This window comes from Nocardioides sp. NPDC092400 (assembly GCF_040684155.1).
GTDB lineage: Bacteria > Actinomycetota > Actinomycetes > Propionibacteriales > Nocardioidaceae > Nocardioides.
Map to the genome: position 1 here is coordinate 392,217 of NZ_JBFBFJ010000002.1, position 12,667 is coordinate 404,883.

At 75.1% G+C, this 12,667-nt stretch carries 12 protein-coding genes; 8 read left to right on the forward strand and 4 right to left on the reverse strand.

Going from position 1 to position 12,667, the window contains the following annotated elements; all coding sequences use genetic code 11:
- Positions 1-2: 2 nt before the first annotated feature.
- Positions 3-764 carry a DeoR/GlpR family DNA-binding transcription regulator gene (locus AB0N29_RS09400; protein WP_364866069.1) on the reverse strand — a complete coding sequence of 254 codons (762 nt, stop codon included), beginning with the start codon at positions 762-764 and terminating at the stop codon, positions 3-5.
- A gap of 64 nt (positions 765-828) precedes the next feature.
- Here AB0N29_RS09400 and AB0N29_RS09405 point away from each other — a divergent pair, with 64 nt between their 5' ends.
- The 5 genes from AB0N29_RS09405 (at position 829) to AB0N29_RS09425 (ending at position 4,841) form a co-directional block, all read left to right on the forward strand.
- A complete protein-coding gene (locus AB0N29_RS09405) occupies positions 829-2,031 on the forward strand; it encodes an MFS transporter (RefSeq protein ID WP_364866071.1) in 1,203 nt (400 codons plus the stop codon).
- 71 nt (positions 2,032-2,102) lie between these two features.
- Positions 2,103-2,423: a hypothetical protein gene (locus AB0N29_RS09410; protein ID WP_364866073.1), complete on the forward strand. Its 321-nt coding sequence runs from the start codon at positions 2,103-2,105 to the stop codon at positions 2,421-2,423.
- Positions 2,424-2,533: 110 nt separating this feature from the next.
- Positions 2,534-3,052, forward strand: a complete 519-nt coding sequence (locus AB0N29_RS09415) for a hypothetical protein (RefSeq protein ID WP_364866076.1) — start codon at positions 2,534-2,536, stop codon at positions 3,050-3,052.
- Entirely contained in the window at positions 3,049-4,080 is a 1,032-nt protein-coding gene (locus tag AB0N29_RS09420; protein WP_364866078.1) for a methylenetetrahydrofolate reductase C-terminal domain-containing protein, read from the forward strand. The genes AB0N29_RS09415 and AB0N29_RS09420 overlap by 4 nt, the downstream gene beginning before the upstream one ends.
- The gene (locus AB0N29_RS09425) at positions 4,080-4,841 is read left to right on the forward strand and encodes a class I SAM-dependent methyltransferase (RefSeq protein WP_364866080.1); all 762 of its coding nucleotides are present in this window, start codon (positions 4,080-4,082) and stop codon (positions 4,839-4,841) included. Before AB0N29_RS09420 ends, AB0N29_RS09425 begins: the two co-directional genes overlap by 1 nt.
- Before the next feature lie 222 nt (positions 4,842-5,063).
- Here the strand turns inward: AB0N29_RS09425 and AB0N29_RS09430 are convergent, their stop codons facing one another.
- The 3 genes from AB0N29_RS09430 to AB0N29_RS09440 form a co-directional block, all read right to left on the reverse strand.
- Positions 5,064-6,494: a DUF1116 domain-containing protein gene (locus AB0N29_RS09430; protein WP_364866082.1), complete on the reverse strand. Its 1,431-nt coding sequence runs from the start codon at positions 6,492-6,494 to the stop codon at positions 5,064-5,066.
- Entirely contained in the window at positions 6,491-7,963 is a 1,473-nt protein-coding gene (locus AB0N29_RS09435; protein ID WP_364866084.1) for an FdrA family protein, read from the reverse strand. The genes AB0N29_RS09430 and AB0N29_RS09435 overlap by 4 nt, the downstream gene beginning before the upstream one ends.
- A 64-nt stretch (positions 7,964-8,027) precedes the next feature.
- Positions 8,028-8,801, reverse strand: a complete 774-nt coding sequence (locus AB0N29_RS09440; protein ID WP_364866087.1) for a DUF2877 domain-containing protein — start codon at positions 8,799-8,801, stop codon at positions 8,028-8,030.
- A gap of 36 nt (positions 8,802-8,837) precedes the next feature.
- Between AB0N29_RS09440 and AB0N29_RS09445 the strand changes: the two genes are divergently transcribed.
- The 3 genes from AB0N29_RS09445 (at position 8,838) to AB0N29_RS09455 (ending at position 12,667) form a co-directional block, all read left to right on the forward strand.
- Positions 8,838-10,199 carry a helix-turn-helix domain-containing protein gene (locus AB0N29_RS09445; protein WP_364866089.1) on the forward strand — a complete coding sequence of 454 codons (1,362 nt, stop codon included), beginning with the start codon at positions 8,838-8,840 and terminating at the stop codon, positions 10,197-10,199.
- 149 nt (positions 10,200-10,348) lie between these two features.
- Positions 10,349-11,716: a solute carrier family 23 protein gene (locus tag AB0N29_RS09450; RefSeq protein ID WP_302269241.1), complete on the forward strand. Its 1,368-nt coding sequence runs from the start codon at positions 10,349-10,351 to the stop codon at positions 11,714-11,716.
- Between the two features lie 90 nt (positions 11,717-11,806).
- Positions 11,807-12,667 (forward strand): xanthine dehydrogenase family protein subunit M, encoded by an 861-nt coding sequence (locus tag AB0N29_RS09455; RefSeq protein WP_302269243.1) that lies wholly within the window; start codon positions 11,807-11,809, stop codon positions 12,665-12,667.

Below are 12,667 nucleotides of genomic sequence, written 5' to 3' on the forward strand. Positions count from 1 at the left end.
GCTCAGCCCGCGGCGTCGGCCACCAGCACGTCGACGCCCCGCAGGCGCCACGGTTCGAGGTCGCCGACCTCCTCGGTGACCAGCACGTCGATGGCGTCGGTGCCCAGGACGGCGTGCGGGGCGACCGATCCGTGCTTGGTGGCGTCGGCGAGGACGACGGTGCGGAGAGCAGCTCCTGCCATCGTCTGCTTCATCGCGGCGTCCAGCGGGTCCACCGAGGTGGCTCCCACCCCGGGGTGCAGGGCGCAGGCGCCCAGGAACGCCCAGTCGGCGCGGTGCGCGGCGAGCGTGGCGACGGCCGTGGGCCCCGCGAAGAAGCGCGAGTGGGGGTCCCACCGGCCGCCCGCCAGGACGAGCGTGACCTGCTCGTCGGCCTCGAGCAGCGCCGCGACGTCGAGGGAGTTGGTGACCACCTGCAGTGGGCGCACCTCGAGCGCGGCGGCGAGCGCGAGCACCGACGAGCCGGCGTCGAGGAACAGTGTCTGGCCGGGCTCGACCAGGCGTGCCGCGACGGTCGCGATCGCCGTCTTGGCGGCGCCGGCGACGTCGGCACGCGTCCGGAAGGGCATCCGGGCTGGGTCCAGGGCTACCGCCCCGCCGTGGGTCTTCTGCAGGTGGCCGGCCTCCGCGAGGGTGCGCAGGTCGCGGCGGACCGTGTCCTCCGAGACGCCGAGGAGCGCCGACAGGCCGGTCACCTCGACCTTGCCCCGGCGGTGCAGCTCCTGCAGCACGCGCGCCTGTCGTTCGCTCGCGAAAACCCGCACGTCTGCCGCTCCTTGTGCCGAGGTCTACTTGACTGTGCCGAAGTATGCAGGATTGACTGCCCGGGTGTCACGCGCCCCGCTCGCCCCCGCCCGCCGTTCCTCGTCGGCTCGTCTCGCGGTCACGGGCCTGGTGGGGTTCGCCGCCCTCGGCATGCTCGCCAGCGTCCTCGGGCCGACACTGCCGCTGCTGCAGGAGCGTCACCGGCTCGACGCGTTCGGTTCCTCGCTGCTCTTCGCCGCCTACGCCGCGGGCTCCGCGGCCGGTGTGGTGGGCGCCGGCTGGCTGCGCACCAGGGTCGCGCCGTCGTCGCTGCTGACCGGGGGAGCAGCCCTCCTGGCCCTGGGCTGCCTCGCGCTGCCCGTCGCCCCGACGGGCTCGCTCGCCCTCGCCGGCGTCCTGGTGGCCGGCATCGGGTTCGGGCTCGTCGACCTCCCGCTCAACACGGTGCTGGCCCGGTCCTTCGGCGAGGGCAGCGGCGCCGTGCTGATGGCCCTGAGCGCCGCCTTCGGGGTCAGTGCCGTGCTGCTCCCCTTCCTCGTGGGCAGGCGCCCCGACGACCTCCACGCGCCGTACCTGGTCTGCGGCGCCACGGCGCTGGTCCTGACCGCCCTCACCGCCACGCTCCGCCTCCCGCACCCCGGCGCGACCGGCCCGGCGGGGAGGCGGCACGGCCACCGCGGTGCGGTGCTCCTGCTCGCCGCGGTGCTGCTCGGGTACGTCGCGGTCGAGAGCGGCGTGGCCGGCTGGGAGACGACCCACCTCCGTGCGACGACCTCCCTGTCGGAGAGCGGCTCGGCCTCCGCGGTGTCCCTGTTCTGGATCGGGCTCATCCTCGGCCGGCTGGGCGCGGCGCCCGTCCTGCTGCGCCAGCCGCCGGGCCGCCTCGTCATCACCTGCCTGGTCGCCGGTGCCGCCAGCGCGGCCGCGGCGGCGCACGCGCCGTCCGCGGTCGTCGCCTACGCCGTGACCGGCCTGCTCATCGGACCGGTCTTCCCTGCCGTCATCGCATGGCACGCCTCCCTCGTGCCGGACGGCCGCGGGATCACCGGTGTCTTCGCGGCGGGCTTGGCCGGCCCGCTGGTCGGTGGTCCCCTCATCGGGCTGGCGGTGGGGGCGACGAGCGAGCACGCGGTCCCCTGGGTGCTCGCGGCGATGGCGCTCGCGGCCGCGGGGGTCGCCGTCGCGGTCGCCGTCACGGTCGCGGCGCGGGGCGTCGCGCCGAGCACGGCGCGGTCGCGTGCGAGCGGCCACGCGGCAGGTGCGTGACCGCGGTGGGCACGGCGGGGCCGGCACGTGCGACGTCTCTCGGAGCACAGCCGTTCCCCCGACCGGGTCGGGTGCAGCCGCAGCCGGCCTGGACACAGGCGGAGCACGCTCGCCCGACGAGCCATCCCCCGAGTGCCGCACCCCGCCGGATCAGCACCGAGACCAAGGCGTCGTTCGAGACCACCGAGCTGATCGCCTACGTGGCCGCCGTCGTCGGGGTCCTCATCGCCTCGGCGGTCGTCGACGCCTCGGACTTCGGCGCCCAGGAGGCGTGGTTCTACGTCACCCTGCTGACCATCGGCTACATGGTCAGCCGCGGGCTCGCCAAGTCGGGCAGCCGCGACTTCTACGACGACGACCGCGGTCGGCCGACGGGCCACGGTCAGCACTGACCGCGCGCCGTACCGCAGGACCGCCCCCGACGCGACGCGTCGGGGGCGGTCTGCGTACCGTGCGAGGCAGGTCCCACCCGGACCAGCCGCTCGCAGCCGTCGGAGGTGCCGTGATCGACGACCACCGCTCCGGCCCGCCGCCGTACGGCCCGGCCTTCGGTGCGCCGGCCGGCGGGCAGGCGGACGACGTCCGGCCCGCCACGACCGAGCGCCGTCGGAGGCGTCGGCGGGCGGCGGTCGCGGGCGGGGTCGGTGCCGGTGTGGTCGTGCTCGGCCTGGCGGCGACCGGGTTGCTGGGCGGGTCCGCGTCGTACGACGACGTCGACTGCGCGGGCCTGCGGGACCAGGCCGTGGCGGCGACGAACGAGCGGCCCGGTGCCCGGCTGCTGCGCGTCGACCGGTTCGAGGTGGCGACCGACCACCGCTCCGACTTGGCGGAGCAGGACCCCGACGACGACGGGCTGCGCCTGGTGCTGGCGTGCCGCGGGATCGGTCGGTTCCAGGGCGGCGTCGAGCAGGCCGTGGTGGTCCAGCTCTACGACACGGGCCGCGACGAGGAGCACCTCCGGGTCGTCCCGCAGGGGCGTCCGCGGTTCGACATCGACTCCGAGCTGGGGACGGCCCCGTGACGTCCCCGGTCGAGACCTGCCCGAAGCGGATGCGCTTCGGTCCGTGCGGCGGCGTGCGCGACGACGCGTCCTGCGAGCTCGACGCCCGGCCCTGCCCCTTCGCCCAGGAGCCGGCGGCGGTGGTGCCGTGGGACGGCGCGCCGGCCCACCCGGCCCACCCGACTACGCCGGGTGCCGACCGGAGCCGGCTGCTGGCGGCGGCGCGACGCGGCCCGGTGGTGCTGACCGACCTGACGGTGCCGGCGTACGACCCCGCCGCGGTGTCGCGGATCGCCGGGCTGCTCGCCGGGTCCTGCGACGGGCTGCTCGTCGGCGAGCACCAGAACCGGCCGGACCTCCCGCCGGTGATGATGGCGGACCTGGTCGCCGGGGCCGGGGGCGCGCCGTGGGTGACGCTCGCCTGCCGCGACCGCAACCGGGTCGTGCTGGAGCAGGAGCTCACCGGGCTCGCCGTCGCCGGGGTCGACGGCGTCCTCTGCGTCACCGGCGACGTGCGGGCGCCCGGGATCCGACCGGGGGTGACTCAGGTCTTCGACCTCGACGGCACGCAGCTGGCGGCCCTCGCCCGGGAGGCCGGGCACGCGGTCGCGGTGCCCGAGGCGCCGTCCGCCGCGCCCCGGCACGTCCGGCCGCGGCGCCTGGTGGAGAAGCAGCGGGCGGGCGCGCACCTGGCCGTGCTGAACCACGTGGCGTCGCCGGCCGACGTGGGGTCGTTCGTCGGGGCGGCCCGGGGGCTGGGGCTCACGATCCCCGTGGTCGCCGCGGTCGCCGTCTACACCGACGAGCGGTCGGCGCGCGTGCTGCAGCGGTTCCCCGGCCTGCACCTCGACGGCACGCAGGTGGAGGCGGTGCTCGGCGCTTCGGACGTGCGGGAGGCGGGTATCGAGGCGGCAGTGCGCGAGGCGAGGTCGCTGCTCGCGATCGACGGCGTCGTGGGCGTCAACCTGTCCGGTCTCGGCTCGAGCCAGGGCGAGCTGGCCGGCGCCCGGGTGAAGGCCGAGGTCGGCACACGGATCCGGGAGGCGTGATGAGCGAGCAGGACCCCATGGTCGACGAGTTCGACACGGTGGCGGCGTGGACGGTCGCCGCGGTCGAGGAGCTCGGCGCGGACCACGCCCTCCCGGCCGCGTGCCGGGGCAGCGGCAGTCCCGCCGCGCTCGACTGGCTCGCCGACGCGATCGGCGTGGGTGCCGGCTCGCGGCTGCTCGACTCCGGCGCGGGGGTCGGCGGCCCGGCGGCGTACGTCGCGCGCGAGCGGGACGCCGTGCCGGTGCTGGCCGAGCCGATGACCGGTGCCTGCTGGGCGGCCCGGCAGCTCTTCGACGCGCCGGTCGTCGCGGCCGACGGGCTGGCGCTGCCGTTCCCCGACGCGTCGTTCGACTGCGCCTGGTCGCTCGGCGTGCTGTGCACCGTCGAGGACAAGCCGGCCCACCTCGCCGAGCTGCGGCGGGCCGTCGTGCCCGGGGGCGGCGTGGGGCTGCTGGTGTACGTGCGGACCGTCGACGTCCTGCCGACCCAGCCCGAGGGCAACCACTTCCCCGACCACGACGAGCTGCTCGCCGCGGTGGCCGCCGCCGGCCTCGTGCTCGTCGACGAGGCCCGGCTCGCCGACCTCCCCGGCACGCCGGAGGACTGGCAGGCCGCCGCCGACGCCGTCGACGCGACGGTCGAGCGGGCCCACCGCGACGACCCCCGCTGGGCCCGCGCCCAGGCGCAGCAGGAGGAGATCGCCGACCTGATCGGCCGCGAGCTGGTGGTCGGCGTGCTGGTCGCCTGCCGCGCCGGCTGACCCGAGAGCCTCTCGGCGTGCCTTGCGACATCCCAGGTTCACTTGGGATGTTGACGCTTCCCTGCCGTTGCAACAGCAGGGAACCTTCAGAATCCCAAGTTAACTTGGGATGTTGCGCGTCACCCCAGCCCCAGTAGTCACACAAGCATCAGGGGCGGGAGACGCGAACGGCGCCCGCCACCGGCGAGGTGGCGGGCGCCGTCGTACGTCGCGTGGCGGCCGTCAGGCGACGGCGCCGCGGGAGCGCGTGCGCTCGGCGAGGGCGGCGAGGGCGGCGGGGAAGATCGACGCGGGCGGGGTGACCAGGCCGGCGCCGACCTGGCCGACGCCGGCGACGCGGCCGGCCATGCCGGTGTTGATCTGCGGCAGGATGCCGGTGCGGCACACGGCGGAGACGTCGATGCCGGTGGCGGCGCCCGCGAAGTCGAGGACGGGGATCGGCCAGCGGTTGTTCTCGCCGATGGTGATCTCGCGCATCCGGCGGCTGGTGGCCAGCGCGTCGGGGACGGTGCCGCCGACGAACCGGACGATCGCCGGGGCGGCCGCCATCGCGAAGCCGCCGATGCCGGCGGTCTCGGTGATCGCGGAGTCGCCGATGTCGGGGTTGGCGTCCTCCGGCCCGTAGTCGCCGAGGAAGAGGCCGTCGGCGAGCTGTGCGGGGCCGGTGAACCACTGGTCGCCGGTGCCGGAGACCTGGATGCCGAAGTCGGTGCCGTTGCGGGCCATCGCCACGACCATCGTGCTGCCCTCGATGTCGCGGCCGGCGTCGAGCGCGAGCTTGCACGCCGGCATCGCGACGTTGAGGAAGAAGTGGTCGTTGCCGCCGACGAAGGCCAGCGCCTGGGCGACGTCCTCGGCCGGCCGCGAGGAGCGGACCAGGTGCGGCGCGAGGTCGCGGAGCAGCATCAGGGTGCCGGCGCGGTTGCGGTTGTGCGCCTCGTCGCCCATCTGCAGCATCTGGCCGAGGATCGCGGTGGCGTCGATCGGGCCGGCCGCCTCGACGGCCTCGGCGAGCAGCGGGCCCAGCGAGTCGCGCATCCAGCGCAGCCGCTCGAGCACCTCGGCCGAGTAGGCGCCGTACCGCAGCACCTTGCCCAGGCCCTCGTTGAGCGAGCAGTAGGTGCGCCGGCCGGTGGCCGGGTCCTCGAGGACGAACATCCACATCGACGGGGAGACGACGCCGGCCATCGGGCCCACCGCGCTGCGGTGGTGGCACGGCTCGAGGGTCACCTCGGCGCCGGACTCGAAGAGCGCGACGGCGTCCTCGGGGTCCTCGACCAGGCCCTCGAACGCGGCCGCGCCCATGAGCGCGCCGCGCAGCGGCCCGGCGGTGCGGGCCCACTCGATCGGCGGGCCGGCGTGCAGGAACTGGCCCTTCTCCAGGCCGAGGAGCTCCGAGGCCGGGGCGACGCCGACGAGCATCGCCTGGACGTCGAGCATCCGGGAGACGGCGAGGGCGTTGGCGTCGCGGCGCAGCGGGTCGGCGGCCACGGTGGCGAGGTCGTCGACCGTGCCCTCCATCGGCGGCTTCCAGTCGACGCGCTCGACCGGTACGGCCTGGGCCTCGACCGCAGCGGCGAACATGTCGGCGCCCACGGCCGCGACGGCGGCGGGAGCCTGGCTGGGGATGGTGGCGTTCGCGGGCTGGTTCACAGCGTCCCTCCGGAGACGAGAGCAACCGCCCGGCGGGTGGCTGCGGCGTTGGACAGGTGGACCTCCGCGCCGGCGGCGGCGAGTGCCTCGGCCTGGCGCTCGAGGCCCTGGGGGTCGGCGGACGTGCCGACGCAGGCGACGACCACCGGCACCTCGCGGACGCCGCGCGCGGCGGCGATGGCGGGGGCCAGGTCGGCGGCGGGGTCGGCCTGGGCGCCGTGGCCGAGGACCACGTCGAGCAGGATCACGGCGGTCTCGGGGTCCTGGGCGACCTTCGCCAGGTGGTCGAGCCGCAGGGTCGGGTCGATCATCGGGTGCGCGCGGCCGCGGGTGAGCCCGTCGTCGCCGAAGTCGATCATCAGGTGACCGTCGGCGGTGAGGTCGGACCCGAGGGCCAGCTCGGGGGAGAGCGGGATGTTGCTGCGGACCGGCCCGAGCGACTGGGCGGCGAGGAGCATCGCCTCGTCGCACAGGGTGCCGCCGACGAACAGGCCGCGCAGGGCGGACCCGCCGGTGGCGGTGGCGGGCGTGCCCCAGGTCGGCCACTCGGGGACGGCCACGCCGAGGTCGGCGAGCAGGCCCTCGACCTGGGTGGTGATGTCGGGCTGGTCGCCGCCGAGCAGCGCGAACCGGACCGGCGTGCCCAGCCCTGCGGCGTACTCCTCCACCGCGGCGGCGACCTCGGGGGCCGGCGGCTTGGAGACGACGATGACCTGCTCGATCGAGGGGTCGGCGTCGAGACGGTCGAGCGCGGTCATCGTGGAGATGCCGCCGATCGCGGTGGACAGGTCACGGCCGCCGACGCCGAGCGCGGCGGAGACGCCGACCCCCGCGCGGTCGAGGAGCGCGAGGACCTGCTGGCAGCCGGTGCCGGAGGCGGCCACGATGCCGACGCGACCGGGCTCGGTGGTGTTGGCGAAGCCGAGGCCGACGCCGCCGACGACGGCCGTGCCGCAGTCGGGACCCATCACGAGCAGGCCGCGGCTGCGCGCGATCTGCTTCATGGCGAGCTCCTGCTCGACCGGGACGTTGTCGCTGAAGACCATGACGTCGGAGCCGGCGTCCAGGGCGTCCATCGCCTCGACGAGCGCGGAGGCGCCGGGCACCGAGACCAGCGCGAGGCCGCCGCCGGCGCGGCGCAGCGCCGAGCCGGTGGTGCGCGGCGCCGCGACGGTGGTGTCGCCCGAGGTCGAGCCCTTCCGGGCGGCGGCCAGCGCGGCGTCGACCGCGGCCAGGGCCGCGGGCAGCGCGGCCTCGTCGTCGAGCCGGAGCGCGACGACCATGTCGTTGGGGGAGGCCGGCGGGAGCGTGAAGCCCATGCCGGCGAGCACCTCCAGGTTGAGGTCGGTCGCCATCGCGACCTGGGCCGCGGCGACCCCGGGCGTGGCGGCGACGTCGCGGCTGACCTGCAGCAGGGCCACGCTGTCGGCGTACGCGCCGGGGCGGATCTCGACGTGCTCGACTGTCATCGAGTGGTTCCTTCGGGGTCGGGGACGGGCGGGACGGGAGTGGGGGGCGCAGGGCCGGGGTGGCTCAGGTGCCGAGCGCGAGGGTGGCGCCCAGGAGCATCCCGGCGCCGGAGGTGTGGCCGACGGCGGCCAGCCGCGAGGCTGCGGCGGCCACCCCCGACGGGGAGGCCGCGTCGCCGCGGGCGGCGAGCGCGAGCAGCAGCGCCCGGAACTCCGGGATGCACCCGCCCTCGATCGCGTCGACCAGCAGCGTGGCCGACAGGGCGGTGGTGCGGTGGGCGTGCCGGCGTACGGCGTCGGCGACCGCGTCGCGGTCGCGCTCCAGGCCGCGCGCGGCCACCAGCCAGCCCGCGACCACGTCGTCCCCGACGGGGGTGAGCCCGTCGCCGCGACCGAGCAGGTCCAGGACCGCCGCGCCGTCACCGGAGGCGAGCGCGGCCAGCGCCGCGGCGGGCAGCTGGTCGCGAGCGGGCGAGAGGTCGGGGAGGGTCGCGGCCAGCCGGGCGCCGGCGTCGGCAGACAGGCGGGGCACGTCGCCGGCGACCAGCCGGTCGACCGAGACCGCCAGTCCCGCCACGTGCAGCACGCCGTCGGCCACCTCGGCGGCGGCGCCCACCTCGACGGCGGGCAGGTGGGTCAGCGCGGTGGCGATGGTGGCCGGGACGTGCACGGCGCCGCGCGCGGCGACGCCGACGACCCGGTCGCCGAGAAGCACGTAGACCGCCTGCGCCCCGGCGTGCACCACCTGGCCCCGGCCCGGCGAGTCCTGCAGCCGACGCCGCAGCGCGGCGGTCCCGGCGCCCGCGACGCGGGTGGGGGACGAGGCGGGCAGTGGCACCCATCGGACGCTAACGGATCAACTAGGGTGCGCCGAATGGTGAGCATTGCCAACTCCGGCCCCGAGCCGATGCAAGAGTTGATAACGACGGCGGGCGAGGCTGCGTCCGACGTGCCCGGCGACCTGCCCGGCGACGTGCCCCGCGACGAGCCCCTCGACGTGGACGACCTGGCCGAGGCGCTGGCCCAGCAGGTGCTCGCCAACGCCGACCTCGGCGCGGTCGTCGACGCCATCCGCGCCGCGCTCCGCGCGGACGTCGCCGTCACCACGACCGACGGCCGCGAGCGGGTCACCCGGCTCTCGGAGATGACCCAGGCCAGCCTCGTCAAGGGCGACCTCGTCGACCCGACGGGGCGCCTGCGCGTGGAGCGGATCGGCGCGGAGGACACCGTGCTGCTCGACGGCTCGCGGGTGCACCGGCTCCCCGTGGCGACCCCGTCCCAGCCGCTCGGCCACCTGGTGGTCGTCGCCGGCCGCGAGCTGGACGACTCCGAGACGGTCGCCCTGCGGCGGGCCGCCACCGCCGTCGCCCTCTCGATCAGCCGGGAGCAGGCGGTCTCGGCGGTGGAGAACAAGTACCGCGGCGACTTCCTGCGCGACGTGCTGCTCGGCCGGGCGGGCTCGGAGGAGTTCGTCCGCGAGCACGTCGTGGGCTTCGGGTGGGAGCTCGGCGGGCCCTCGATCGTGCTGGTCGCCCAGCTGGATCCGCAGCCGGCCGGCGAGCCCGCGGGCACCGTGGAGGAGCAGCGCCAGTGGCAGGAGCGCTTCGCCGACGCCTGGCGCCAGGTGGTCGGCGCGGTCTCCAAGTCCGTCCCGGTCGCCGACTTCGGCTCCGAGGTGGTGACGGTGCTCCGGTCCCCGGGGATCCAGGCGGGCGCCCAGGCGGGCAACGAGCCGGGCTCGGACCTGGTCATGCGCCTGGTGCGCGCGGTCGCCGGCGACAAGGGCGGCGGCCGGCGTCCGTTCTCGGTCGGGGTCGGCCGGGTGACCTCCGACGTGCGCGGCCTGCCCGAGAGCTACGCCCAGGCCTACCGCGCCGTGGCCGTCGGCCGGCGCGTGCGCGGGGGTGGCACCACGACCTGGTTCGACGAGCTCGGCCTGCACCGGCTGATCGCGATGGTGCCCGACGACGTCGAGCTGCGGGCCTTCGCCAGCGACGTGCTCGGCGAGCTGGCCGGGCAGACCGAGGAGGCGGCCGCGCTGCGCGAGACGCTGCAGGTGCTGCTCTCCACGAACTTCAACGTCGCGGAGGCCGCGCGCGTGCAGTTCTTCCACTACAACACCATCCGCTACCGCGTCACCAAGCTCGAGCGGCTGCTCGGCCCGATCACCTCCGACCACAACCTGCGCCTCGACGTCGCGGTGGCCCTGAAGGTGCTCGAGGTCGTCGGCGGCTGACCCGCAGCAGAGGCTCGTCCGCGGACGGTGGGCGACATGTGTCGACGTTCCTGGGGTCCTTTCGGCGGAAGTGGCCATACAGAGCGTGACGTGGGCCTCAATAGGCTCGCTGTCCTCTCGGTTCCACCGTTGGCGAAGGGAACGCTCGCATGTCGATGTTCAAGTGGACGCAGGTCGATCCTGCGCCCGGTGAAGCTGTAGGACCGCTCCAGCGGCTGAGCTGGGGCAAGACGATCGGTCTGGGCGCCCAGCACGTCGTGGCGATGTTCGGTGCCACGTTCGTGTTCCCGCTGATCATGGGACTGGACGCGAACCTCGCGATCCTGTTCTCCGGCATCTGCACGATCCTGTTCCTGCTGGTCGTCAACAACAAGGTCCCCAGCTACCTGGGCACCAGCGGCTCGTTCGTCTCCGGTGTCTTCGCCATCCGGGCGCAGGGCGGCGACTCCGCCGACGTCACCGGCGCGATCCTCATCGCCGGTCTGATCCTGGCGCTCGTCGGCGTGGCCGTGCACTTCCTCGGCTCGGGTGCCCTGAAGCGCCTCCTGCCGCCGGCCGTCACCGGCGCCGTGGTCATGCTGATCGGCTTCAACCTCGCGCCGGTCGTGGCCAACACCTACTGGCCCCAGGACCAGTGGATCGCCCTGGCGACCGCCGCGTTCGTCGTGGTCGCCACGGTGCGGTTCCCCGGCTTCTGGTCGCGGATCTCGATCTTCCTCGCGCTGATCTTCGGCTACGTGCTGTCGTTCCTGGCCGACACGGTCTTCGGCCAGATCACCTCGCCCGACGGCACCGGCGAGGTCGTCACCCGCGACCGGATCAACCTGACCGGCCTCGGCGACGCGAAGTGGTTCGGCCTGCCGACCGGCGACCTCGCCGACGGCGTCAGCAAGGTCCACGCCCCCGACTTCTCGCTCACCTTCGCGCTGCTGGTGATCCCGGCCGTCATCGCGCTGATCGCGGAGAACACCGGCCACGTCCGTGCCGTCGCCGAGATGACCGGCGACGACCTCGACCCCTACATGGGCCGCGCCCTCGGCGCCGACGGTGTCGCCACGGCGTTCGCCAGCGCCTTCGGTGCGTCCCCGACCACGACGTACGCCGAGAACATCGGCGTCATGTCGGCCACCCGGGTCTACTCGACCGCGGCCTACTACGTGGCCGCCCTGGTCGCGATCATCCTGGGCCTCTGCCCGAAGTTCGGCGTGCTCCTCAACGCCATCCCCGGCGGGGTCCTGGGCGGCATCACCGTGGTGCTGTACGGCATGATCGGTCTCATCGGCGCGAAGATCTGGGTGGACAACCGCATCGACTTCGGCAACCCGCTCAACATGGTCCCGCTGGCCGCCGGCCTCATCGCCGGCATCGGCAACGTGACCCTGAAGATCGGCGACGACTTCGAGCTGAGCGGCATCGCGCTCGGCACGATCATGGTCATCGTCTTCTACCACCTGGTGAACATCGGCCGTCCTCGCGGCGAGCAGGTGCGCACCTCTGACGTGACGCACGCGCACTAGCACGGCGGCGGGCCGGCCCGGGCGCACGCCCGGGCCGGCCCGCATCATTCATTTTCTCGAAATACTGATGGGAAAGGCCGGTCCTCCACGGTGAAGCCAACGGCGTTCGACTACGCCCGTCCGGAGACGTTGGAGGAGGCGGTCCAGGCACTGGGCGGCCACCCCGACTCCAAGGTGCTCGCGGGGGGCCAGAGCCTCGTGCCGCTGATGTCGATGCGCCTGGCCGCGCCCGCGCTGCTCGTCGACATCAACGGGCTCCCGGGCCTCGACCACGTCACCGCCGACGAGACGGGGGTCCGCATCGGCGCCCTCGCCCGGCACGCGGACGTCCTCGCCTCCGCCGACGTACGTCGCGTGCAGCCCCTCGTCTCCCTCGCGCTGGCCAACGTGGCGCACCCGACCATCCGCAACCGCGGCACCACCGTCGGCTCGATCGTCCACGCCGACGCCGCCGCGGAGATGCCGATGGTCCTGCAGCTGCTCGGCGGCTCGGTCGACGTCGTCGGGTCCGCCGGTCGCCGCACCATCGCCGCCGACGAGCTCTACGTCGGGCCGCTCGAGTCGAGCCTGGCCCACGACGAGGTCGCCGTCGAGGCGTTCTTCCCCGCGCTGCCCGCCGGCTCCGGCGTGGCCTTCGAGGAGATCTCCCGCCGCCACGGCGACTACGCGATGTGCGGCGTGGCCGCCGTCGTCGCCGTCGAGGGCGACCGCGTCACCTCGGCCCGCGCCGGCTACCTCTCGGTCTCCGACGTGCCGACCGTGGTCGACCTGACCGACGCGCTCGCCGGCTCCGTCGACGACGCCGCGCTGGCCCGGGCCGCCGAGGCCGCCCTGGCGCAGCTCGAGCCGGAGACCGACATCCATGCCTCCGCGGCGTACCGCGCGCACCTGGCCAAGGTGCTCACCGCGCGCGTGCTGACCGCGGCCCACGACCACGCTCGGGAGGAGTGA